At 42.0% G+C, this 21992-nt stretch carries 25 protein-coding genes and 1 pseudogene; 6 read left to right on the top strand and 20 right to left on the bottom strand.

Annotated elements, in window-relative coordinates; genetic code table 11:
• Positions 1–14: 14 nt before the first annotated feature.
• From AWT60_RS05810 to AWT60_RS05825, 4 genes are all read right to left on the bottom strand, one after another.
• The gene (locus AWT60_RS05810) at positions 15–659 is read right to left on the bottom strand and encodes a 3D domain-containing protein (RefSeq protein ID WP_163114991.1); all 645 of its coding nucleotides are present in this window, start codon (positions 657–659) and stop codon (positions 15–17) included.
• A 99-nt stretch (positions 660–758) separates the two neighbouring features.
• On the bottom strand, positions 759–1079 hold the full coding sequence (locus AWT60_RS05815) for a YuiB family protein (RefSeq protein ID WP_024423349.1): 321 nt from the start codon (positions 1077–1079) through the stop codon (positions 759–761).
• A gap of 81 nt (positions 1080–1160) precedes the next feature.
• Positions 1161–1286, bottom strand: a complete 126-nt coding sequence (locus AWT60_RS05820) for a YuiA family protein (RefSeq protein WP_157834354.1) — start codon at positions 1284–1286, stop codon at positions 1161–1163.
• Positions 1287–1421: 135 nt separating this feature from the next.
• A complete protein-coding gene (locus tag AWT60_RS05825; RefSeq protein WP_024423350.1) occupies positions 1422–2639 on the bottom strand; it encodes an NAD(P)/FAD-dependent oxidoreductase in 1218 nt (405 codons plus the stop codon).
• A gap of 391 nt (positions 2640–3030) precedes the next feature.
• Between AWT60_RS05825 and yumC the strand changes: the two genes are divergently transcribed.
• Entirely contained in the window at positions 3031–4029 is a 999-nt protein-coding gene (yumC, locus tag AWT60_RS05830) for a ferredoxin--NADP reductase 2 (RefSeq protein WP_034282604.1), read from the top strand.
• A 46-nt stretch (positions 4030–4075) separates the two neighbouring features.
• Here yumC and AWT60_RS05835 read toward each other — a convergent pair whose 3' ends face one another.
• Complete coding sequence (locus AWT60_RS05835) at positions 4076–4282, bottom strand: hypothetical protein (RefSeq protein ID WP_024425965.1); 207 nt, start codon at positions 4280–4282, stop codon at positions 4076–4078.
• Between the two features lie 239 nt (positions 4283–4521).
• Between AWT60_RS05835 and AWT60_RS05840 the strand changes: the two genes are divergently transcribed.
• Entirely contained in the window at positions 4522–5289 is a 768-nt protein-coding gene (locus tag AWT60_RS05840; protein ID WP_218677013.1) for a MerR family transcriptional regulator, read from the top strand.
• Between the two features lie 297 nt (positions 5290–5586).
• On the opposite strand, the gene AWT60_RS05845 is transcribed toward AWT60_RS05840, so the two are convergent.
• The 3 genes from AWT60_RS05845 to AWT60_RS05855 form a co-directional block, all read right to left on the bottom strand.
• Positions 5587–5949 carry a HesB/IscA family protein gene (locus AWT60_RS05845; protein ID WP_024423354.1) on the bottom strand — a complete coding sequence of 121 codons (363 nt, stop codon included), beginning with the start codon at positions 5947–5949 and terminating at the stop codon, positions 5587–5589.
• A 73-nt stretch (positions 5950–6022) separates the two neighbouring features.
• Positions 6023–6877 carry a diaminopimelate epimerase gene (dapF, locus tag AWT60_RS05850; RefSeq protein WP_218677014.1) on the bottom strand — a complete coding sequence of 285 codons (855 nt, stop codon included), beginning with the start codon at positions 6875–6877 and terminating at the stop codon, positions 6023–6025.
• A gap of 270 nt (positions 6878–7147) precedes the next feature.
• Complete coding sequence (locus AWT60_RS05855; protein WP_008346813.1) at positions 7148–7384, bottom strand: YuzB family protein; 237 nt, start codon at positions 7382–7384, stop codon at positions 7148–7150.
• 255 nt (positions 7385–7639) lie between these two features.
• Here AWT60_RS05855 and AWT60_RS05860 point away from each other — a divergent pair, with 255 nt between their 5' ends.
• Positions 7640–8707 carry an NAD(P)/FAD-dependent oxidoreductase gene (locus tag AWT60_RS05860; protein ID WP_218677015.1) on the top strand — a complete coding sequence of 356 codons (1068 nt, stop codon included), beginning with the start codon at positions 7640–7642 and terminating at the stop codon, positions 8705–8707.
• A 50-nt stretch (positions 8708–8757) separates the two neighbouring features.
• Here AWT60_RS05860 and AWT60_RS05865 read toward each other — a convergent pair whose 3' ends face one another.
• Together AWT60_RS05865 and AWT60_RS05870 are read right to left on the bottom strand one after the other, a co-directional pair.
• On the bottom strand, positions 8758–8988 hold the full coding sequence (locus AWT60_RS05865) for a WYL domain-containing protein (protein WP_041107660.1): 231 nt from the start codon (positions 8986–8988) through the stop codon (positions 8758–8760).
• A 101-nt stretch (positions 8989–9089) separates the two neighbouring features.
• The gene (locus AWT60_RS05870; protein WP_034282615.1) at positions 9090–9419 is read right to left on the bottom strand and encodes a YuzD family protein; all 330 of its coding nucleotides are present in this window, start codon (positions 9417–9419) and stop codon (positions 9090–9092) included.
• 121 nt (positions 9420–9540) lie between these two features.
• On the opposite strand from AWT60_RS05870, the pseudogene AWT60_RS05875 reads away from it, so the two are divergent.
• Positions 9541–9840 (top strand): annotated as a pseudogene (locus AWT60_RS05875) (NifU family protein).
• 224 nt (positions 9841–10064) lie between these two features.
• Here AWT60_RS05875 and AWT60_RS05880 read toward each other — a convergent pair.
• The 6 genes from AWT60_RS05880 to yutH all read right to left on the bottom strand — a co-directional run bounded on the left by AWT60_RS05880 (position 10065) and on the right by yutH (position 17923).
• Positions 10065–12038 carry a S9 family peptidase gene (locus AWT60_RS05880; protein WP_218677016.1) on the bottom strand — a complete coding sequence of 658 codons (1974 nt, stop codon included), beginning with the start codon at positions 12036–12038 and terminating at the stop codon, positions 10065–10067.
• Between the two features lie 304 nt (positions 12039–12342).
• A complete protein-coding gene (thrB, locus tag AWT60_RS05885; protein WP_218677017.1) occupies positions 12343–13275 on the bottom strand; it encodes a homoserine kinase in 933 nt (310 codons plus the stop codon).
• On the bottom strand, positions 13272–14333 hold the full coding sequence (thrC, locus tag AWT60_RS05890; protein ID WP_024423361.1) for a threonine synthase: 1062 nt from the start codon (positions 14331–14333) through the stop codon (positions 13272–13274). The genes thrB and thrC overlap by 4 nt, the downstream gene beginning before the upstream one ends.
• Positions 14333–15634: a homoserine dehydrogenase gene (locus AWT60_RS05895; RefSeq protein ID WP_076839942.1), complete on the bottom strand. Its 1302-nt coding sequence runs from the start codon at positions 15632–15634 to the stop codon at positions 14333–14335. The genes thrC and AWT60_RS05895 overlap by 1 nt, the downstream gene beginning before the upstream one ends.
• Before the next feature lie 223 nt (positions 15635–15857).
• Positions 15858–16826 (bottom strand): 2-hydroxyacid dehydrogenase, encoded by a 969-nt coding sequence (locus AWT60_RS05900; RefSeq protein ID WP_076839944.1) that lies wholly within the window; start codon positions 16824–16826, stop codon positions 15858–15860.
• Positions 16827–16900: 74 nt separating this feature from the next.
• Positions 16901–17923: a spore coat putative kinase YutH gene (gene yutH / locus AWT60_RS05905; RefSeq protein WP_076839947.1), complete on the bottom strand. Its 1023-nt coding sequence runs from the start codon at positions 17921–17923 to the stop codon at positions 16901–16903.
• Between the two features lie 132 nt (positions 17924–18055).
• Here yutH and AWT60_RS05910 point away from each other — a divergent pair, with 132 nt between their 5' ends.
• On the top strand, positions 18056–18556 hold the full coding sequence (locus tag AWT60_RS05910) for a phosphatidylglycerophosphatase A family protein (protein WP_041107672.1): 501 nt from the start codon (positions 18056–18058) through the stop codon (positions 18554–18556).
• 39 nt (positions 18557–18595) lie between these two features.
• On the opposite strand, the gene AWT60_RS05915 is transcribed toward AWT60_RS05910, so the two are convergent.
• The 3 genes from AWT60_RS05915 to AWT60_RS05925 are packed head-to-tail and all read right to left on the bottom strand — an operon-like array spanning position 18596 to position 20117.
• Positions 18596–19369 carry a TIGR01457 family HAD-type hydrolase gene (locus tag AWT60_RS05915; RefSeq protein WP_087978090.1) on the bottom strand — a complete coding sequence of 258 codons (774 nt, stop codon included), beginning with the start codon at positions 19367–19369 and terminating at the stop codon, positions 18596–18598.
• Between the two features lie 18 nt (positions 19370–19387).
• The gene (locus tag AWT60_RS05920) at positions 19388–19822 is read right to left on the bottom strand and encodes a DUF86 domain-containing protein (protein WP_076839949.1); all 435 of its coding nucleotides are present in this window, start codon (positions 19820–19822) and stop codon (positions 19388–19390) included.
• Positions 19823–19841: 19 nt separating this feature from the next.
• Entirely contained in the window at positions 19842–20117 is a 276-nt protein-coding gene (locus tag AWT60_RS05925) for a YutD family protein (RefSeq protein ID WP_024423368.1), read from the bottom strand.
• 120 nt (positions 20118–20237) lie between these two features.
• Here AWT60_RS05925 and AWT60_RS05930 point away from each other — a divergent pair, with 120 nt between their 5' ends.
• The gene (locus AWT60_RS05930) at positions 20238–20873 is read left to right on the top strand and encodes a YhcN/YlaJ family sporulation lipoprotein (protein ID WP_024425978.1); all 636 of its coding nucleotides are present in this window, start codon (positions 20238–20240) and stop codon (positions 20871–20873) included.
• A gap of 39 nt (positions 20874–20912) precedes the next feature.
• Here AWT60_RS05930 and lipA read toward each other — a convergent pair whose 3' ends face one another.
• The gene (gene lipA, locus AWT60_RS05935; protein WP_008360456.1) at positions 20913–21809 is read right to left on the bottom strand and encodes a lipoyl synthase; all 897 of its coding nucleotides are present in this window, start codon (positions 21807–21809) and stop codon (positions 20913–20915) included.
• Positions 21810–21992: the final 183 nt, after the last annotated feature.

The raw sequence follows: 21992 nt of genomic DNA on the forward strand, positions 1-21992 counted from the left end.
GGCCCAAAGCTTTTTTATTCTTTATTGGCTTGAAACTGCTGACGGAATACTTGCATCGATTCTGCTTCATTAAGCTGATTTAAGTCTTTTTCCGTTAACGTCCCTTCACCCTTTTTGATGATATACACATCGAGCACTTTTTTACCCCATTCTCTATACACATCATCAACGGTTTCATAGTATAAATCAAGCTTATGACCTTTAATGGCTTTGCCGGTATCTGCAACCACACCGTAGCCATAGTTTGGGATAAACAGCACCGTTCCAATTGGAAAAACAGATGGATCGGCTGCCACTGTTGAGTATAAATCACGTTTCACTTTGACGCCTGAATATGTAATGCCATATGCATGATGTTCCTTCGTTTTGCCTGTTGATTCCACACCTGCTGTATAGCCGGTTGCAACAACTTTCTGTTTCGGGTAATCGTTCCAATTAAACGCTTCTTCGAGAGAAACAGCCCGCGAATCTTCACTTTTGAGTGCGATCGTTTCCCTTTTTTGCTGCTGAAAAAAAGAAGATACTTGCTTGCCCGCATCGGTCTCTTTCACCCATACAGCTAAATCACTTGGTTCGACTCCAGATATGCCCGTAAAGCTTGTCAAAAGTGCAAGCATGAATAGGGCGGTCATGAACAATCGTTTCATCCATGTTTTCATCTCTATTTGTCACTCCTCTACCCATCTATTTGTTTCCAAACAAAATGGAAACTATGCAAAGGAGAAACAAAAAAACCCACTTGCGTGTCCACAAGTGAGTTAAAACATTTGATACCCTCTTTTTCGTAGTGCATTAATGACAAAACCTGATGTGATTGCACCGATCAGGCCGCTTAATAAGATGATGATATCTGCCGCAGCGAGTGAGACGATCCGGTCTCCTATTCCTGAAAAAGCGGTGCCAGGCTCTCTTACATAAGCGATCATCTTTTGATTGTTGATAATGAAAAGGCATACAATTGGATATAAAATAGCCATAATCCATGACATTCTCAGCAGCATATTGAGCAAAAAGCCAATGCCGAAGAATAACACGAAAAATAAAATAACTGAAATGATAACGACTGGTAAACTGATCACTTCATCTCCACCCCCAAATATCCCATCATTAGTTTAACTTGGAAATAGAGATGAAGTCAATCAATGGAAAAAGCAGATCGATTAACGCTTCTTTCCTGTCCCTTTACATTCCTCACACGTTTCAGATCCGCCGAGCAATAGCTGAAAATACCCTTTTCCTGAACAATATTGACAGATTGATGTTTTTTCCTTTGTTTGTGCATTCATATTGCTCACTCCTTAATCTAAATTTTCTGATAATTCATCATAACATATTTTACTGCCAATGACCAAGTGAGAAAATATACCACAACTTATAAAAAAACGTGTATCACGAGGATACACGTTTTTGTCTATGATGGTTTAGAAGAACTTGAATTTTCCTTTTTTCAGAACAAGTCCTGGTCCGCCAACCATGAATAAAGAACGGTTGTCGATGATTTTCTTCATTGCAGAAGCTTTTGTTCCTTGAAGTTTTTTACCAAACGCAACACCTACAGCGTCGTGTTCACCAAGAGAAGCAACTGTTCCTTTGATGTCTGGCTTAAAGCTTTCAAGAGAACCGCCTTTTACTAGTGCTGCAAGGTTTTTCGCTACTGTTTCACCTTGCTGCATAGCGATTTGTGCAGTTGGTGGGTATGGACGGTTGATTTCTTCATTGATAATCAATGAACAGTCACCAATGATGAAGACATCATCATTTTCTGGTACACGAAGATCTGGAGAAACTTTTACGCGGCCGCGCATGTTTTCAAAACCAGCTTCTTCAACGATTGGGTTACCGCGTACACCTGCAGCCCAAACAACAGTTGCAGCTTTGATTTCTTCTGTATCATCGTCTTTTCCAACAATGATCCCCTCAGGCGTACATTCTTTGATCGCTGTACCGATTTTGAACTCAACACCTTTACCTTGAAGGTAGTTCATCGCATAGTCGATCAATTCTGGATCGAATCCAGGAAGAGCTGTTGGCGCAGCTTCTACACAGATGATACGCACGTCTTTTTGATCAATGTCATACTCTTTGCAAAGCTCAGGCACACGGTTTCCAAGCTCACCAAGGAACTCAATACCTGTGAATCCTGCGCCGCCGACAACGATCGTCAATCGCTCTGGACGTTTTTCAGCATCCGTATTATACGTTGCAAATTGAAGCTCAATGTGCTCACGAAGCTGACGAGCAGAGTTAATGTTAGAGATTGAGAATGCGTATTCTTTCAGTCCTGCAATACCAAATGTTTCAGGAACAGCACCAAGTGCAACAACAAGGTAGTCATAAGAAAGTTCGCCATCTGATGTCACAACTTTCTTTGCTTCCTTATCAATGCTTTCAACTGTTGCTTGTACAAAGTTGACACGGGAACTGTTAATCACATCTTTGATTTGATAACGACAGCGGTCATGATGAAGTGTACCTGCACTTGCTTCATGAAGCCATGTTGTTTCGTAATGATAATTATGCTTGTTCACAAGAGTAATGTCCGCATCATTTGTGCCAAGCTGTTTTGTTAATCTTGTTACAGTCATTAATCCGCCATAACCTGCACCTAATACAACGATTTTCGGTTTATTCACTGGAATCACATCCACCTTTTTTAAATTTGCTGTAAAACGGATAAAGAATTACATATCGTTATTCTCAACCGCTTTGCGGCATTTTATGAAATTTAAACAAAAAAATAAGTATGTGAAAATCTGAACTTTCACCTACATAAAACGAAAGCATTTGACCGTATCCGACAAAAATTCATAAAAAATTAATATTTAGTTCCCTTAACAATAATAGCGAGTTCTGCTCCAATTTTCAAGGCTTTAAACTGAAAATCCTTATGATAAACGGTCTTTCTCACTTTTTCCTCCTTTTCAAAGCTTCAGCATCAAAAAACGACAAGTTTTTCAAAACAAGTCAAACGACGATATGTGGTATGATATGATATAGTGATAACAATTTTCATTTGGGAGGATTAAAGGAATGCAAGAAGATTCTAAGGTATATGACATTACCGTTATCGGGGGCGGCCCAGTTGGATTGTTTACTGCGTTTTACGGAGGCATGAGACAGGCAAGTGTGAAAATCATTGAAAGCCTTCCTCAGCTCGGCGGTCAACTATCCGCTCTTTACCCTGAAAAATATATTTATGATGTGGCTGGATTTCCAAAAATCCGCGCACAAGAATTAGTTGATAACTTAAAGGAACAAATGGATAAATTTGATCAAACCATTTGCTTAGAGCAGGCAGTTGAAACGGTTGAAAAGCAGGCAGATGGGATCTTTAAACTTGTGACAAATCAAGAGATTCATTATTCTAAAACAATTATCATCACAGCTGGTAACGGTGCATTCCAACCGAGAAAGCTTGAGCTAGATGCAGCAGAATCATTTGAAGGAAGCAACCTGCATTACTTCATTAATGACTTGAACCAATTTGCCGGCAGACGTGTGGCCGTTCTTGGCGGCGGAGACTCTGCGGTGGACTGGGCACTTATGCTTGAACCAATCGCAAAAGAAGTATCCATTATTCACCGCCGCGATAAATTCCGCGCGCATGAGCACAGTGTAGAAAACCTGCACAACTCGAAAGTCAATGTACTGACACCATTTGTACCAACTGAGCTCATTGGTGAAGACCGCATTGAACAAATCGTGCTCGAAGAAGTCAAAGGCGACAAAAAACAAGTGCTTGATGTGGACGACGTGATCGTCAACTTCGGTTTTGTTTCCTCCCTTGGACCAATCAAACAATGGGGTCTTGAAATCGAAAAGAACTCCATCGTGGTGAAATCTACAATGGAAACAAACATTGAAGGCTTCTATGCGGCAGGAGACATCTGTACGTATGAAGGAAAAGTCAAATTGATTGCAAGCGGATTTGGTGAAGCACCAACTGCTGTCAACAATGCGAAAGCTTACATGGACCCGAAAGCCCGTGTACAGCCTCTCCATTCCACAAGCTTATTTGAAAACAAATAAGAACGGATCAAAAAAGGAGTTCCCACTCGCGGAACTCCTTTTTCGTTTATTTAAAAATCCCAATATAGGCATTTGCCATTCCAAGTACCATTGCAGCAAGCAGCACCACAACAATCCCTGCCACAACCAAAATCACCCGATCCTTCACACGTTCCTTTTTCGGAAGCGGCTTCTCAATCCCGCAAGACGGACACGTTTTGGAACGATACGGAATCAGTTCATGACAGTTCCTGCAATTGATTTGTTCACTCAAACCTCAGCAACCTCTTTTCTCACTACAGTTTATGTTTGGTTCTCATGATACTCTTTTCGAGTGGAAATAGCCAGTTGTTCGGGCCAGCTGTAACAAAATTGAGCGATTTGCGAAAAAAAACATAGCTCCTTGAATTCGCTGCTTCAAACAAGATCAACAATGATATAACTTTTTAAAAAGATGATTGACCCTAACGCAACGTCATATTTTATAGTGGATATCAAGAGAGGTGAATTGAAATGAAAGTAAAAGAAGTAGCTGAATTATTTGGTATTAGCATTCGTACACTTCATCATTACGACAAGATTGGTTTATTGACCCCAAGTGAAGTCACAGAAAATCGTTATCGACTTTATTCAGAAGAAAACCTTGAAACATTGCAGCAAATACTATTTTTCAGGGAACTTGGATTTCCATTGAAGGAAATTCACAAAATGATGCACAATCCTTCATTTAACAAGAAAGAAGCATTTATGCTACAAAGAAGAATGTTAATAGAGAAACGAAATAATCTCGATAAAATGATCGGAAATATTGATAAAACGCTACAGCATTTAACGGGAGAAACTCAATACACCTATAAAGAAAGGTTTGAGAATATGAATATGAAATTTAGTCAATATGAAGAAGAAGCTCGTCACCGTTGGGGACATCAAGCTGTTGATGAAGTCAGCTCAAAACTAAATCATTTGTCTAAAGATGAACAAATTGAATTATCCGATAGCTGGGATAGTATATTTAACAAGCTAGCCTCTCTTCGCAGCCATTCCCCTAAATCCAAAGAGGTGCAAATCGTCATCAAACAATGGTATGACTTTTTAAACGAAAACTTCAGTTATTACTCTCTTGATGCTTTTTACGGTTTAGGCCAACTCTATATTCAAGATGAACGTTTCACAAAGAATATAGATCGTTATGGTGAGGGCTTGACATCATTTATGAGCGAAGCGATGAAAGTCTTTACTACTCTTCATAAAAGAGGGGACAGCTTTAAAAATGGTGATTGAGAATACAATCGATTAATACGAAACGTTATTCTCAACCAAACACAATCAAGAGCATTTTTTCCGACACACCATGATGAAACCTTTTGAAAAGATGTGGAAGATGAACAGAGGAAATACTAAGAAACTGCGAGCTTTTTTCTAATTAAATATCTTTATAAAGAGGACGTGCTGAGTGATTGAAGTCATGTCCTTTTTTTGCATCTTTAAAAACAACACAAAAAACCTCCTCAAGAAAATGATTAATATGAGGAGGTCTTCATTATACAAATGGTTTTACAGAATGAATCGTTTTAACCCTTAACACTCTTCCGGCGTACCGGTATTCGTTGCTGTTCTGAAAGAAGAACCGCATCCGCATGACGCGATGGCGTTTGGATTGTCGATGGTGAAACCGCCGCCCATGAGTGATTGTTTGAAATCAATGATAGTTCCGTTCATGATATCAAGGCTTTCGGAATCGACAAGGACATTGATGCCGTGCTGTTCGAACTGCGTGTCTTTCTCTGAGACTTCATGGTCAAAGCCCATGCCGTATGAGAGACCGCTGCAGCCGCCGCCTTTTACGCCCACTCGAAGGAACGCATTTTCTTCTTCATGCTCTTTCATCATATCTTTAATCTGCAGTGCAGCAGCTTCTGTAATGGTTACTGGTGTACTCATGATCATCCCTCCTTTTGACTGGATGTTTCTTTTCAATTATAAACGTGATGATGCCTTTTCTCAAATAAATGGTTTAGAGATAAAATGTGCCGTCACAAATCGTTTCAGCAGGTCCTGTCATGAGCACGTGGTCATTGTCTTTCCAGCGAATGATGAGGTCTCCGCCTGCTAAATGAACGGTCATGTCTGTTTCTTTTTTTGCCTGACCATTCATAATTGTGGATACAGCCGCAGCACAGGCCCCAGTTCCGCAGGCCTGGGTAATTCCTGAACCTCTTTCCCACACGCGAAAATGCAGTTCTGTTTCACTGACAACTTCAACAAATTCTACATTGACGCCTTCTGGGAACATGTCGTGTTTTTCGATGATCGGCCCAAGTGTATGAAGCGGCGCTTTTTCAATGTCCTCTAAATAAAAAACGATGTGCGGGTTTCCCATCGAAACGGCCGTTCCATTTAATTTCGCAGTGCCAAAATCAAGTGGCTCATTAACCGTTGTGCTAGCCGGTTCACCAAGCATCGGCATTGCTTCTTTTTCAAAACGTGGTTTTCCCATATCTACTGTGACTAGCTGAACGTGACCATCCTGAGCATGAACGGTCGCTTCAACGAGTCCTGACAATGTTTCAATCTGGAACGTTGTGTCCGTCACAATTTGATGCTCATACACATACTTTGCAACGCAGCGCAGCCCATTACCACAGTTTTTGCCCTCAGATCCATCATTGTTGAAAATGCGCATCTTCACAGGTGCAACATCTGATGGGCAAATAAGAATCATCCCGTCAGAACCGATTCCTGTATAAACAGAAGAAACGCGAATCGCTATCTCTGATAGCTGCTCTTCCGGAAGCTGTTCCTTCATCTGATTGACGTAAATATAATTATTTCCTAATCCGTGCATTTTCGTGAATTGAAATGATGTCATGAGCTTCCTCCAAAAATGTTGTTTCTTTATAGTATAAAAGGAGTCGATTCAGGAGACAATCTTATCATCCCCCGTTTTTCATACATAGAAGCTCTTTGCTGCCATGGCAAAGGGCTTTTATTATGCATATGCCTCTTTTTCTCTCGTGTGATGCTTCATATTGATGATATTTTATTAGCATAACATATTGGATGCGCTTTCTATCGATTCTCCTTAAAAATGGAAGATGAAAATGTAAAAAAAATGCACCTCATGACCCATGTGGTGCATTTAAAACATGTCGTTTTCCTCTATAAATGCATAAATACGCTCGACTAGCTGCTCTGCATTTTCTCCTGAAACAAATTCTCCATTCACAAGCGCAAATGGGGAGTCCATACATTTGCCGCAATAGCTTAAACAGCCGTATTCCATTACGTCTAGGTTTGGGTCTTTTTCAAGCTTCTCTTTTGCTTCTTGAGACCCTTGTGCAAGATTACTTACACAAAATTCGATCAGTGGAAACACTGTGCTTCACCTCACATTGCCTTACCATCCTACCGAAATTCCTTGTATTAGTCAAAATATGAGCTTCGCCTATATCGTTACGCCTATTCCTCATAAAATGTTTTACTATTTAGGACTAACTGATGAATATGTAGGTTATTTTGAAACAATTATTGTGGTTTCACAGTAAATTCGATATAATTTTATTTGGTATTTTAACTTAAAGTTTTTTAGTATAAGTGTTTTTCAATGTCTACGGGGAAAAGGAGAATCGTCATGAAAAATTTAGTCTTGATCGGCGGAGGTTACGGGAATATGCGGGTTCTCCACCGCTTATTGCCAAATCAATTACCTGATGATGTCACTATCACATTAATTGATCGAAATCCTTACCACTGTTTAAAAACAGAATATTATGCACTTGCTGCTGGAACGATCTCTGATCATCACATTCGAGTATCTTTTCCAGAGCATCCGAAGCTGGATATTCAATACGGGGAAGTAGAAAAAATTGATATTGAAAACAAACAGATCTTATTCAGCGACCGTGAACCGATTCCGTATGATGATACGGTGATTGGACTCGGCTGCGAGGACAAGTATCATAATGTCCCTGGTGCGAAAGAACATACATACAGCATTCAAACCATTGATCAGTCAAGACATGCGTATAACAAATTAAACAATTTGAGCGCAGGTGCAACGGTTTGCATCGTCGGTGCTGGACTTAGCGGGGTAGAGCTGGCCAGTGAATTAAGAGAAAGCCGTGCTGATTTAAACATTATTCTTTTTGACCGCGGAGAGCTGATTCTATCAAGCTTCCCAAAAAGATTAAGTTTGTATGTGCAAAAGTGGTTTGAAGAAAATGACGTAAAGATCATTAACTGTGCCAATATTACAAAGGTTGAAGAAGGTCTTGTTTATAACCATGATAACGCGATTGAAGCTGATGTCATCGTGTGGACAGCAGGAATACAGCCAAGCAAAGTGGTACGAGAGATGGATGTTGAAAAAGACGCACAAGGCCGCGTCATATTAACTCCTCATCACAATCTCCCAGGGGATGAGCATGTATATGTTGTAGGTGACTGCGCAAGTCTGCCTCATGCCCCAAGTGCACAGCTTGCCGAAGCGCAGGCAGAACAAATTGTCCAATCTCTGCAAAAACGCTGGAAAAATGAGCCGCTTCCTGAGGCTTATCCACAGTTTAAGCTAAAAGGTGTTTTAGGTTCTTTAGGGAAAAAAGCCGGCTTTGGCTTAGTGGCTGATCGTCCACTTGTTGGCCGGGTGCCAAGACTCCTGAAATCTGGACTCCTTTGGATGTACAAGCATCACAATGGCTAAAATCATGTGAATTTTTTCTCAAAGCTCCTTCGTGACGAGGGAGCTTTTTTCTATGAAACAGCATGTGCCGATGAGTTGGTCCATTTGATCGGAGCAAGAGCAAGAATGCAGTCTTTACGAAAGGTTCTCATCGTTTTCTTCGATAAACAATACGCTTGGATAAGCTGATCCGTTTGACGGTGGACAATGATTTTTCTCTTTGTGCAGTCTCCATTTTTCTTCATATAAATCATCTCAATCGGTATTTGCTGATGAAGAGATTGTTTAAGTAAATAATTCATGATGCTCACACTCCTTTCCTTTCATTATAAACGAACAAACGTTCTTTTTCAACCCGAAAAAGGAACACTTGTTCGTTTATATTTCTCAAAAAAAGAACAGCTTATTCACTGCTCTCCTTGTACCCGTATTTCTCCATTTCTTGATAAATGTCTTTTAATTTCGGATTGCCCTCTCCAACGATTTGATCCTCTACTAAAACAAGCGGATAAAAGAATTCATCATCAAGAATTCGTTCAGACAATTCCTTTTGTTGTTCATTTTCTGGCGGGTGCTCAATATCAATATATGTGATGCGAAATGGCTGATTCGGATATTTTCGTTTTAATGCTGCATCTAACCATTCAAACGTATCTTTTGAAGAAGGCAGATTCACGCAGCTAGCGCACAAGACATCTCTTCCATATACATAAAGATCGACGGTTTTGTTCATTTGACAAGCCCCCTATTCTTTCTTCATTTTAGCTGAATTTTATGGATGAAAAAAGTCAAAATCACTTTTTGTTTCAAGATGAGATTGTGCTATAATGAGAAGGAAACTTTGAAACCAATCAATAGATTTTTATCGTCCAGATGAATATAATGGTGATATGTTGTGAAAGGAGCGATTATATCTAATGACTGAAGTCGAAATGAAAGACCAAGTACAGGAAGTACTGGACAAACTTCGTCCATTTCTATTACGTGATGGTGGAGACTGTGAGCTTGTAGACATTGAAGATGGCATTGTAAAATTACGTCTTCTTGGTGCATGCGGCAGCTGCCCAAGTTCAACCATTACATTGAAAGCCGGTATTGAGCGCGCATTATTAGAAGAAGTGCCTGGCGTTGTAGAAGTTGAACAGGTTTTCTAATTCATATATGACATGAAAACGACCCGATTTGGGTCGTTTTTTTCATGATTGAAAAAGGCTTTAGCCCTTTGTCTTCTTTTCTGCGTGATATGAAAACCCTTGAAGTCTAGGAAGGACGAGTACTGGTGCGGAGCGAATTTTCTATTCGTGAGCACCGCACGCAGGACTGACACCGAATGCAAGGGTTTGTCAGCACGCTGAAGCGGCCCGATTTGGGTCGTTTTTTATTCGGCTAGCTTTTCTCTAAACCATTCCTTTATAAAAGTCAGTCTTTGAATACGCTGTCCCGGGTGGCCGCTTCTGGATAAATCATGAGATGCCTTCGGGAATTTGACCAATCTTGTGTCTTTCCCAAGCTCCTTCAATGCCACAAAAAGCTGCTCTGCTTGATCAACTGGGCAGCGATAATCTTCATCGCTGTGCAAGATGAGCAGCGGTGTGTTCATCTGCTTCACATATTTTAGCGGAGAGCGATCCCATAGCTTATCGACAGAGTCATAAATATCCCCATCAATCTGCCACCTTGTAAAGAAATAACCGATATCACTGATGCCATAAAAGCTAATCCAGTTTGAAATGGAGCGCTGTGTGACAGCTGCGCGAAAGCGGTCGGTCTGACCGACAATCCAGTTGGTCATAAAACCCCCATAGCTGCCGCCTGTCACGCCAAGTCTTGTTTCATCAAGGAAATCATAGGCTTTGAGCACATGATCAACAGCCTGCATGACATCGTCATAATCAACGTCACCATAGTTTCCTCTCACACGGTCAGTAAACATCTGTCCATATCCATGACTGCCATGCGGGTTGATATACACGATGGCATAGCCTTCAGAAGCGAGCATTTGAAATTCATGAAAATACGTATGACCATACATCGCATGCGGTCCGCCATGAACCTCTAGAATGAGCGGATATTTTTTCCCCTCTTCCATCTTGGAAGGCTTCATAAACCAGCCATGCACTTCGTCGCCATCTTTTGACTGAAAAGAAAATGGTTCAGGTTCGGATACGATATGCTCCTTTAGAAAATCATGATGCTCAAACGTGATTTGCTTTAGTTCTGTCTCCCCTAATGTCATCTCATACAGCTCGCTTGGTGAAACAGGTGTAAGCCGGCTGAGCAGCAGTTTGGATTCATCTGGATGAAGGCTGAAATTGGTGATATGTTCCGCCTCTAGTCGAACAGGATAGGCTAAACCTTCAATAGAGAAATAATAAATCCCTGTACTGCCTTGATCAGAAACAAGCGCATAAAACCCTTGGCTATCCTTTGTCCACTGCGGAAGCTGATAGACCTCTCCCATCACGCTATCTCCTGCCATACAGTTCCCAACATACATATCGAGCATTTCTGACAGTTGAACCGCCTTTTCTTCCTTCAGATCATACAGCCATATTGATGGGAAGGTGGCATTTTGAAATTCGTACTCATGTCCAATATACAAAAGACTCTCTCCATTTGGAGAAAAAGATACGGTCGAATAAGCGCCGTTTGCTTGTGTGATCTTTTTTGTCTGACCATCTTCTAATGACAGAAGACACACGTCACTTATGTAAGGTATCTGCGGATTTAATTGAATAAAGGCAAGCCATTTGCCGCAAGGAGAAACCGTATGATTCATATGATGAACCTGCTCGCTCGTGACAGGCTCTATCTCTCCTGAATCGATATCCACCTTCACAATCTGTGTGACACGTCCATCTAAAAAGCCTCTTCCATCTGCTTTATAGGTCAAATCATCATATACCGCTGGAGCAAAGTCATCTTGCTCTTCCTTTTTTTCATCATGAACAGATTCTGATTGTTTCAATGACACAGCCGTATAAAGAAAAGCGCCATCTGGGGAAAAAACAGGATGAGATACTCCGTAAGGAATCGTCGTTAAGGTTCGCACGCCGCCTCCTTCGCTCTTCATGAGCGCCAGCTGAGGGACTTCCTTTGGCTTTTGTAAAATAAAAGCAAGCTGCCTGCCATCTTTTGACCAAACTGGCTGATGATGCTTTCCATCCTCAAATGTCCATTGTGCCAGCTCCTCTGTCTCTTCATCTCGAACCCATAAATGGATGTTGTAATCGTCCTTTTTCTCATTCACAGAGACTTTTGTAAAGACTGCCTTTTTTCCATCTGGTGAATAAACCGGATGAGAAACAGAAACAATCTTCGTTAAATCTTCTGCCGTCATCAATTTCTTCATGAACGTACCTCCCCCTTTTATGCTTAAAAAATAGTTCGATCCTCTAAATAATAATCCCTGCTTCTTCCCATAAAAACAAGCTTAAAAAAGAACGTGCAGATTCACTGCACGTTCTCAGATTGTTGAAAAAGGGCTAAAATGATCTTTATTTTAGCTCTTTTTCTTCTTTTCAGCGTGACCTGAAAACCTTTGCAGTCTAGGAAGAACAGCTACTTTTGCGGAGCGAATTTAACATTCGTGAGCACCAGCGCGCAGGACTGACAAAGAATGCGAGGGTTTGTCTACACGCTGGGAACATGCAGATTCACAGCACGTTCTTTACTTGATTAACAGGATGATACTGCACGACAACACCTTCTACTGGCACCGTCAGTAAATCAACTTCGCAATGCGGGAAATTTTGGGCTAGCTGCTCTTTCAGCGCTTCTCCCTTCCCTTTTTCCACTAAGGTAAGGATCGTCGGCCCAGCACCGCTCAAAGCCGTTCCATACGCTCCTTTGAGCGAAGCGACATGCTCTACCTTCGACAGCTCTGGCACGAGCATTGTGCGGTAAGGCTGATGAAATAAATCCTTATTCATCATTTCTCCAACAAGCGGCCAGTTTTGCGTCATTAAGGCGGCAACTAGGACGTTGCTCACAGCACTCGCACTGACGGCATGTTTATAAGAGAAATCCTCTGGCAGGACATCACGGGCATCCTTTGTGAGCACTTCATAAAAAGGAATCACCACGACGACATCTACATCCACATGCTGCACTTTAACGGCATGTGTTTTGTCTTCTTCATGGAGACCAATCAATAAACCACCAAATAAAGAGGCTCCCGCATTATCTGGATGACCTTCTACCTCACTTGCATAAAAGAGCTTCTGATCATCTGTCATGTTTAATTCAAGAAGCTGATTGGCGAGTTCAATGGCGGCCACGATGGCAGCAGCACTGCTGCCAAGCCCCCGTGCCAATGGAATATCACTCCACACTTTGACATGAACAGGCGGGAGTGTTTTTCCAAAGTCATCTGCGACCTTTTTGGCTGTTTGATAAATCAGGTTGTCGGTGCCTGATGGAATTCCAGACACGACATCTGTTTCTGCTTCAAACAGCCAGCTATCATGGTCATAGACCGATAGCTTTAAATAGCGGCTGAGCGCCATTCCAACTGAATCAAAGCCTGGTCCTAAATTGGCAGTGCTTCCCGGTACTGTGATTGAAAAAAGCATGGAGGCTTCACTCATACGCGTGCGGCCTTTTCTAAGTGTTCAAGAATTTGATCTTCATCTGCATCGAGTGTGACCGGCTTGATTTGTGAAATATCAATAGCCGTATTTGGATCTTTCAGGCCGTTGCCTGTTAGTACCGCAACAACTTTACTGCCTGGCTTGATTTCTCCAGATTTCACCTGCTTTAACACGCCCGCAATCGACGCACATGAACCCGGCTCTGCAAACACACCTTCCTCACGTGCAATCAATTGATATGCATGAAGAATTTCTTCATCAGTTACTTCATCAATCTTACCGTTTGATTCATCTGCGGCTGCCACAGCTTGTTTCCAGCTCGCTGGATTTCCGATACGGATAGCCGTTGCCACTGTTTCTGGCTGCTCAATCACTTCATTTCGAACGATTGCCGCTGCACCTTCTGCTTCAAAACCACGCATGACAGGCAGTCCAGTTCCTTTTTTCTCGTGATATTCCTTGAAGCCTTTCCAGTAGGCCGTGATGTTCCCGGCATTTCCGACAGGAATTGCCAGTACGTCCGGGGCAGAGCCCAGCTGCTCACAGATTTCAAATGCTGCTGTCTTTTGTCCTTCAATTCGATAAGGATTGACAGAGTTAACAAGGGCAATCGGTGCTTTTTCACAGATGCTGCGGACGATTTTCAGTGCATCATCAAAGTTGCCGTCAATGGCAATGATCTCTGCTCCGTACATGACGGCCTGTGCAAGCTTACCGAAGGCAATTTTCCCGTCTGGAATGATGACAATACATTTCATATCCGCACGGGCTGCATAAGCCGCTGCTGCTGCAGAGGTATTCCCTGTTGAAGCGCACATAATTGTATCGTTGCCTTCTTCTTTAGCCTTTGCAACAGCCATGACCATTCCTCGATCCTTGAAAGAGCCTGTTGGATTGACGCCTTCTGTTTTCACATGAAGCTCGATTCCCAGCTTTTCTGAAAGCTTGGCGAGATGGATCAGCGGTGTATTCCCTTCATTTAATGTTAGTTTAGGTGTAGATTCGTTTACTGGTAAGAATTCTTGAAATTCTTCAATGAGTCCATTCCATTTCATCAGCTTAAACCGTTCCCTTCTACTCGGTACGTGCTCTTCACTTGAACCACCACGTCGAGGTCGTTTAATTTTTGCAGGATATTTGAGAAATCTTCTTCTGAGGTCTGATGTGTAATAATCACAATTTCAGCCAGCTCATCATGTCCTTTCACAGGAAGCTGAAGGATCTTTTCAAAGCTGATGCCTCTTTCAGAAAAAATAGATGTAATGCGGGAGAATGCCCCGACTTGATCTCTAACATGAATTCTTAAAAATTGCTGAGCAAATATTTCTGATGAGGATTTGATCTTCTTCTCAAACTGCGGTGCGATAAATCCGCTTCCGTTCACGCCAAGGCGCATGTTTTTCATCACTGCCACTAAGTCTGATACAACAGCTGTTGCTGTTGGCAAACTTCCTGCTCCAGGTCCGTAAAACATCGTTTCTCCTACAGCACTTCCGTAGACATACACAGCATTGAATTCATTGTTGACGGATGATAATGGATGATGATCAGGAAGTAAGGTTGGCTGAACGCTGACCTCCACTTTCTCTCCGTCTCTCTGAGCAATTCCAATCAGCTTCATTGTATAGCCAAACCGCTTACTGAAATTAATATCCTCATCAGAGATATCAGAAATACCTTTCACCTTTACGTCCTCTAAATCTACATTCATAGAAAAGCCGAGTCTTGCAAGAATGGCCATTTTCCTTGCTGCATCCAGTCCTTCTACATCGGCTGTCGGGTCTGCTTCTGCAAAGCCTAGATCCTGTGCTTCTTTTAAGACATCCTCATATGCGCTTTTATCGACATTCATTTTCGTTAAAATAAAATTCGTTGTACCGTTCACAATCCCCATCATCTTCGTGATTCGGTCAGAGGCCAGCCCTTCCTCCAGCGTACGCAGAATCGGAATTCCTCCGGCGACACTTGCTTCATAATAAAGATCACAGCCATTTTCTTTCGCTACATGTAAAAGCTCCGTACCGTAAAGCGCCATTAAATCTTTATTGGCTGTAATGACATGCTTCTTCTCATTCAACGCATCTATTAAATATTGTTTAGTCTCTTCAATGCCGCCCATCACTTCAATGATGACGTCGACCTCTGGATCTCTAATCACATCGTATACTTCAGTTGTGAAGACCTCTCTTGCGACATCCACATCTCTTTTTTTATCGGGATTGCTCACAAGCACTTTTTGTATTAATATCGGACAGCCGATTTGGTGCATTAATTTATCCTGATGGTCTTGGATAATTTTTACGACACCGCTTCCCACTGTTCCTAATCCTAATAGCCCAACTCGAATTGCCTTCACCTGAAATTCCACCTTTCTCCGTAAATGTCCTCTCTAAAAAGACATTTGTTAACCTTACACAGACATTCAATGTACACACATTATAAAGGGGTATCCTCATTTTGACAAGGTAATAAAATAAGAGATTGTCAGAATGAAACCGCTTAACAGCTATTTACATCAAGATTCTATATTTTCAAAATATTTTTGTCAGAAAAGCTCCCGAACACCGGGAAGCCTTATATTATGAACGAACCGGCGTTTTGGCTGGCTCGTCTTGTAAGACAAGCGCAATATTTTCAGCACATAAACGCATCATCGTTTTTCTCGTTTCGACACTAGCACTTCCAATATGAGGGAGGACTGTGACGTTACGTAATGTCGTTAACGGATGAGACGGACTGACAGGTTCCTCTCTAAATACATCCAGACCAGCGCCGGCAATTTTTCCTGTTGTGACAGCCTCGTATAAAGCATCCTCATCCACAGTCTGTCCTCTTGATACGTTAATGAAATAAGCAGAGTTCTTCATCAGATCAAATGCTTTTTCATTAAACATGTCTTTCGTTTCCGGAGTTAACGGCGTCAGACAAACGATGAAATCAGACTGCTTGAGCAGTTCCTCAAAAGCCGCATAGGTCACACCAAGCTGCGCTTCTGCCTCGGGTTTTCTGGAACGATTATGATAAAGGACATTCATATTAAAGCCTTTGGCCCGCTTGGCTAGTGCTGTTCCAATGCTGCCCATTCCGACAATCCCGAGTGTTTTGTGATGAACATCAGCACCGGCAAGAAGAAGCGGCCCCCAGCCTGTCCAGTTTCCATCCTTAATCCAATCACTCGCCTCGACAATGCGTCTAGCTGATGCCATCAGAAGGGCAAAGGCTAAATCAGCCGTCGATTCTGTTAAGACGTCTGGTGTATGACATACGGTGATTCCGTGCTTTTTGGCTGCTTCAAGATCAATATTGTCATAGCCAACAGCAAGGTTTGCGACCACCTTGATATTTGGAGCCTTTGATAAAAGCGGCTCATCTATTTGATCTGACAGCATGGTGAGAAGCGCATCCGCTTTAGCAGATTGTGTTTCTAACTCTTCTCTTGGACACGGCTCATCCTCGCTTGGCCACATCTCAACATGAGCGACTTCTTTTAATGGTGTAAGTGATGCTTCATCCAGTTTTCTTGTGATATAGACGTAAGGTTTCGTCAAGAAGAACACTCCTTTTATCGATTTCTTTAAGCATAACGAAAAACGCCTCAAGAGAAAAGAGACGTTTCGTCTGTTCACTGAAACTTCAAATCAGCTGCAGGCTGAATCCAGCCAACAGCCGGAATGGGGCTCCCGCCGCTTCGCATGGCACTCATTTCTTGAAAGACCTTCAGAAAGTATTCATAACGATTGGCATCATTTAAGACGTAATCTAACCGCTCTTCATAATATGACTTTTCATTTTCTCCAGACATGTAGTAGCCTTCTACAATTTCAAAGTAATGAAGCGGAAACAGCAGGCGGCTGTATAACAAACGCTTTGAAAAGGAGGAAAGAGGTGTCACCTCCTCATATTGCTGAAGAAAGGAAAAGCCTTCTTCAATTAAATCTTCCTTATGCTGTACAAAGGTTTCTCTTAAGTATTCAGCAATATCACGGGTTGGATGATCAAAGACCCAATCCACAGGTAAACGAAGCGGCTGCTCATGCGGCCATGTCATACGTGAAAAGCGCTGATGACAGACAGTGCCTGAGTCACCTTCTTTCGGTTCATCATCAAGCTCAGTATCGACTAAATATTGAATGGCATTCTCCGTTAATCCAAGATAATACGGAAACGATTCAATGAATTTTTGTTCAAACCGTTCCAGCGGTTTTTGATGCATTTGCTGCATCCAAAAGCCTTCGAGCTGATCTAATCGTTTTGCCCATAATTCCTTCCAGGCACCGACACGTTTTGTTTCGGATACTTCATATGGAAATCCTCTTCCCCTGACATGGAAGGCTGCCAGCTCTGACGCTTGCTGAAACGAGCGGCTTGAGAGCGGAGGCGCTGCTTTTAATAAAGCATACCGCTCCTTCCCATGAGTAAAGGTGGGTTTCTCTTCATTTGTTAATTCGAACACAGCGACGTATGGGTCTCCAGCATTCAGTAAATACTGACTGATATGATACAACTCTGAGAGTTCTTCTTCTCGCAAATGAGACACAGGAACAATGAGGAAGAAAGCCTCCGCCGTTTGAAAGCTCTGATAACTGCCATATGGCGTAAATTGACGAACATCAATACCAAATGTGTGATAGATGGTTTCTTTCATGTTTTCACCTGCGTTCCTATGATCAATCTCTTATCATATCGTAGTCGCAGGTTGAGGGATTTATGAATACTATTTACTATCCGAAGCTTTTTACACGTTGTGGACAAATTACGAGGATTGGGTGAGGAATACATGCCGCATCATCATGAGATGAACGAAGTAGAAAAAACAGCAAGACGCCGTTTACAAGAACGTGGCGTAACCATTCAAGATATAGCAGACCTTGTCTACTTTTTACAGGAAAAATATCATCCTGGCTTAGACATGACAGAGTGCATCCACAATGTGGAGCGTGTCATCGCAAAACGTGAAGTTCAAAATGCGATATTAACGGGCGTCGAACTCGACGTACTCGCCGAGCAAAAAAAACTAACTGAGCCGCTTCAATCAATACTTGAAACGGACGAGAGCCTGTATGGCGTTGATGAAATTTTATCCTTTGCTATCGTCAATATTTATGGTTCGATCGGCTTTACGAATTACGGATATATCGATAAAGAAAAACCAGGAATTCTGGGGAAACTCAACGATAAATCCACGGGCGAATGCCACACCTTTTTAGATGACATTGTCGGCGCTATTGCTGCTGCCGCATCAAGCAGGCTGGCACATAGTGCAAGAAATGCGAAATAAAGAAAAAGAGGACGCGCGCGTAACGCTTGTCCTCTTTTTCTATGATAATCGCTCAATCCACTCGGATAATGAATCAATGACATAGGTTGGCTGCTTTTCATACTTCTGAAGCAGCTCTTTTGTTGTCACACCTGTATGGACGAGTAATGTGTCCATTCCTGCATTCATTCCTGCCATAATATCCGTATCATAGTTATCACCCACCATGAGCGTCTCAGACACATCTGTCCCAAGTACACGCATCGCTTGTTCCATAATAATGGATTCCGGCTTTCCGATAAATGTCGGCTGAACCGTTGTTGTCACGGTCAGTACAGATGTTAATGAGCCGTTCCCTGGCAAAAGCCCTCTCTCTGTTGGAATGGCAATATCCCCATTTGTTGAGACAAATTGTGCGCCTTGACGGATGGCAATCGCACCTACTGCTAATTTTTCATATGTAATGCCACGATCAATTCCAACAACAACGAAATCAGCGTCTTCCTGACCAAACGTCAGCCCTTTTTCTTCAATGGCCTGCTTGATTCCTTCTTCACCGATCACATAAACGGACGCATCTTTCTTTTGCTCAGCGATATAATTAGCCGTCGCCATACTTGTTGTAAAAACTTGTTCTTCTGTTGCTGGGATATCAAATGAAACGAGTTTTTCCGCTACCTGCTTTGGCGTGCGTGAAGAGTTATTCGTGACAAACAAGTAAGGGATGTTCAATTCATTTAACTTTTGAACAAATTGACCTGCTTCCTCGATCTTTTCTGTTCCTTTATACATGGTCCCGTCTAAATCAATTAAATAGCCTTTGTATTTCATGATGCTCACAACTCCAATGGTTTATTTAAACGCTGATACTGGGCCAAGCTCCTGTTCCAAGTAGGTACGGATGCGGCTTGGAAAGACCTCTAGCGCCTGCTCTACTTCGCTGATCACCTGCAATAAGTCATGATGAACCACTTCCTGATATTGCTGCACAAGTGTTTTGCGGGATGAGACAAGCTTTTTCAGCTGACTTCCTTCTTCTTCTGGTACAACCTTTTCATCAACAAGTATATCCATGATGTCATCATAGCTTCCTGGGTCACGCATAATAAAGCCATCAATCATGTCATTTCCGGTATCAAGAATACATTCGACGAGCAAATGAACAATTCGTTCCAGCGCTTTTTTCTCTAGAGGACTTGTCCATGTTTGATGACTCTGCATCAACTCATATTGCTCCTCGAAAAAACGTAAAGTCTCTTCAATCTTTTTTCTGTCTACGAAATACATTATGACGCTCCCCTTTGCGTTATTTTCTAATTCGCTTTAAGACAAAATAGGCACAGCCAAAATTACAGTATTCATAAATGTATTCATCGAGTGTGCTGATTTTAGTATCAAATGTGGCCTTTTGGTTTTGGTCATCAAAGAACCCTTTCAGCCTGAGCTGATTATAGCCCCAGTCCCCCACAATATAATCATACTTATTTAAAATATCTGAGTACCTTGCTTTAAACGCTTCTTCATTAAAGCCGTCTTTGATATCTCTTACAAGATCAAAGGTAGCATTCTGAACGACGATCATCTTCTCACCTCTTTTTAAACGATCCATCTTTAATGATAATTCATTGGAAGAACTCCATCAATTGCTAAAGCATGTTTTTTCTGATTTAGCCGAAGCTAAAGGAAAAAGGAGGTCACATTTATGAAGAAACAACTGACAGCCGCGATTCTCCTCAGCATGCTTTTAGGCGGGTGCGGCTTTCAATCAGGTATGAACCGGCAAGTGGATGAAGATTCTTCAAGTAAAACCATCCGTCTGTCGGATCGTCATGAAGGAAATAATTCCAACATGCCAGAAGCAGATACAAACAGAGCAGGATATGTTCGTTATCAGCGCCAGCAAGTAACGGATCAGAAAGAAAGAACCCCTGCTTTAAATCGTGAGCATCTTGCCCACGTGATTACAAGTCTAACGGTGCAGCTGCCAAACATCAAAGATGCAGCCACACTTGTGACAGATGAGGATGCACTCATCGTGTATCGAACAGGAAACAAAAACCGTGATGAATCTGCCGATCAAGTAAAGAAAACGGCGGTTTCTGTTCTCCCTCGTTATTATCATGTATACGTCTCTGATAATCCAGAGCACTTTCAATCCATTGCCAATTTTTCACGTCTTCAAACCAATTCACGTGATTTTGACCAAATTTTAACCAAAACGATTCAGCAAATGAAGTATTCCCCTCAAGGCGGGAACATATCGAATCAAGAAGATGCAAATGGGATGACGAATTCCGACCGTACGATGAGAAGAAACGCCCCTTACGGCCAAAATTAATACGAGAAAAAACGCCAGAGAGCTCTGGCGTTTTCTTTGTTACGCTTGCGCCTGACGCTTTTTAGACGCTTCGTTTACTTGTTCATCTGCATGGTAGGAAGAGCGCACAAGCGGCCCAGCTTCACAGTGGCTAAAGCCTTTTGACATCGCAATTTCCTTCAGCTCTGCAAACTCATCCGGATGGTAGTATTTTTGAACTTTCAAATGCTTTTTCGAAGGCTGTAAGTACTGACCAATTGCCATAATATCCACATTATTGGCAAGAAGATCATCCATGACTTCAATGATTTCTTCCTTCGTTTCACCAAGTCCAATCATAATGCTTGATTTTGTTGGAATATCGGGCTGCATTTCTTTTGCACGACGCAAGAATTCTAATGAACGATCATATGTAGCACGCGCACGAACTCTTGGCGTTAATCTGCGAACTGTTTCAATGTTGTGATTTAAAATGTCAGGACGAGTGTCCATTAACGTCTTCAAGTTATCATAATTACCGCCCATGTCTGAAGGGAGAACTTCAATGGTCGTGAATGGGCTTTTTCTTCTTATCGCACGAACGGTTTCAGCGAACACACCTGCGCCGCCATCCTTTTGATCATCCCTTGCAACCGCTGTTATAACAGCGTGCTTTAAGTTCATTAAGGCTACTGAATCTGCCACGCGTTCTGGCTCTTGCAGATCAAGCTCAGTTGGAAGTCCAGTTTTCACCGCACAGAAACGGCATGCGCGCGTACAAACAGATCCAAGGATCATAAATGTAGCGGTTCTTCTCACTGCCCAGCATTCGTGAATATTCGGACATTTTGCTTCCTCACAAACAGTATGCAGGTTGTTTTCCCGCATCATTTTCTTTAAACCGGTATAGTTTTCATTCGTATTCAGCTTAATTTTAAGCCAGTCCGGTTTTCTTACGTGCTCTTCCTTCTTTGCCAATTCCATCATCTCCATATGAATTCGTTAAAGGTGCATCTACAAAAATCTTCCTGCTATATACGATGGATGCAGCTAAGAAGCTGCAAAAAATTGAATCTTCGGCCTAAAGCCTTTTCTTTAGACACTTTAACATAGTACAGATTGAACAACAAGGGAATGAGCTGCAAAAATACCCAAAAGCCT

The organism is Bacillus sp. F2HM (genome assembly GCF_019266135.1).
GTDB classification, from domain to species: Bacteria; Bacillota; Bacilli; order Bacillales; family Bacillaceae; genus Bacillus; species Bacillus safensis.

Bases quoted from the DNA above. Each gene is read 5' to 3' on its own strand.
- AWT60_RS05870 (WP_034282615.1), bottom strand. From the start codon at position 9,419: ATGAACAAAACCGTCGATCTTTATGTATATGGAAGAGATGTCTTGTGC.
- AWT60_RS05925 (WP_024423368.1), bottom strand. From the start codon at position 20,117: ATGATCGTCGTTCAGAATGCTACCTTTGATCTTGTAAGAGATATCAAA.
- thrB (WP_218677017.1), bottom strand. From the start codon at position 13,275: ATGAGTGAAGCCTCCATGCTTTTTTCAATCACAGTACCGGGAAGCACT.
- AWT60_RS05840 (WP_218677013.1), top strand. From the start codon at position 4,522: ATGAAAGTAAAAGAAGTAGCTGAATTATTTGGTATTAGCATTCGTACA.
- AWT60_RS05910 (WP_041107672.1), top strand. From the start codon at position 18,056: ATGCCGCATCATCATGAGATGAACGAAGTAGAAAAAACAGCAAGACGC.
- AWT60_RS05930 (WP_024425978.1), top strand. From the start codon at position 20,238: ATGAAGAAACAACTGACAGCCGCGATTCTCCTCAGCATGCTTTTAGGC.
- AWT60_RS05920 (WP_076839949.1), bottom strand. From the start codon at position 19,822: ATGTATTTCGTAGACAGAAAAAAGATTGAAGAGACTTTACGTTTTTTC.
- yumC (WP_034282604.1), top strand. From the start codon at position 3,031: ATGCAAGAAGATTCTAAGGTATATGACATTACCGTTATCGGGGGCGGC.
- AWT60_RS05820 (WP_157834354.1), bottom strand. From the start codon at position 1,286: ATGAATGCACAAACAAAGGAAAAAACATCAATCTGTCAATATTGTTCA.
- yutH (WP_076839947.1), bottom strand. From the start codon at position 17,923: ATGAAAGAAACCATCTATCACACATTTGGTATTGATGTTCGTCAATTT.
- dapF (WP_218677014.1), bottom strand. From the start codon at position 6,877: ATGACATCATTTCAATTCACGAAAATGCACGGATTAGGAAATAATTAT.
- AWT60_RS05865 (WP_041107660.1), bottom strand. From the start codon at position 8,988: ATGAATTATTTACTTAAACAATCTCTTCATCAGCAAATACCGATTGAG.
- thrC (WP_024423361.1), bottom strand. From the start codon at position 14,333: ATGAAATGGAATGGACTCATTGAAGAATTTCAAGAATTCTTACCAGTA.
- AWT60_RS05860 (WP_218677015.1), top strand. From the start codon at position 7,640: ATGAAAAATTTAGTCTTGATCGGCGGAGGTTACGGGAATATGCGGGTT.
- AWT60_RS05845 (WP_024423354.1), bottom strand. From the start codon at position 5,949: ATGAGTACACCAGTAACCATTACAGAAGCTGCTGCACTGCAGATTAAA.
- AWT60_RS05810 (WP_163114991.1), bottom strand. From the start codon at position 659: ATGAAAACATGGATGAAACGATTGTTCATGACCGCCCTATTCATGCTT.
- AWT60_RS05880 (WP_218677016.1), bottom strand. From the start codon at position 12,038: ATGAAGAAATTGATGACGGCAGAAGATTTAACGAAGATTGTTTCTGTT.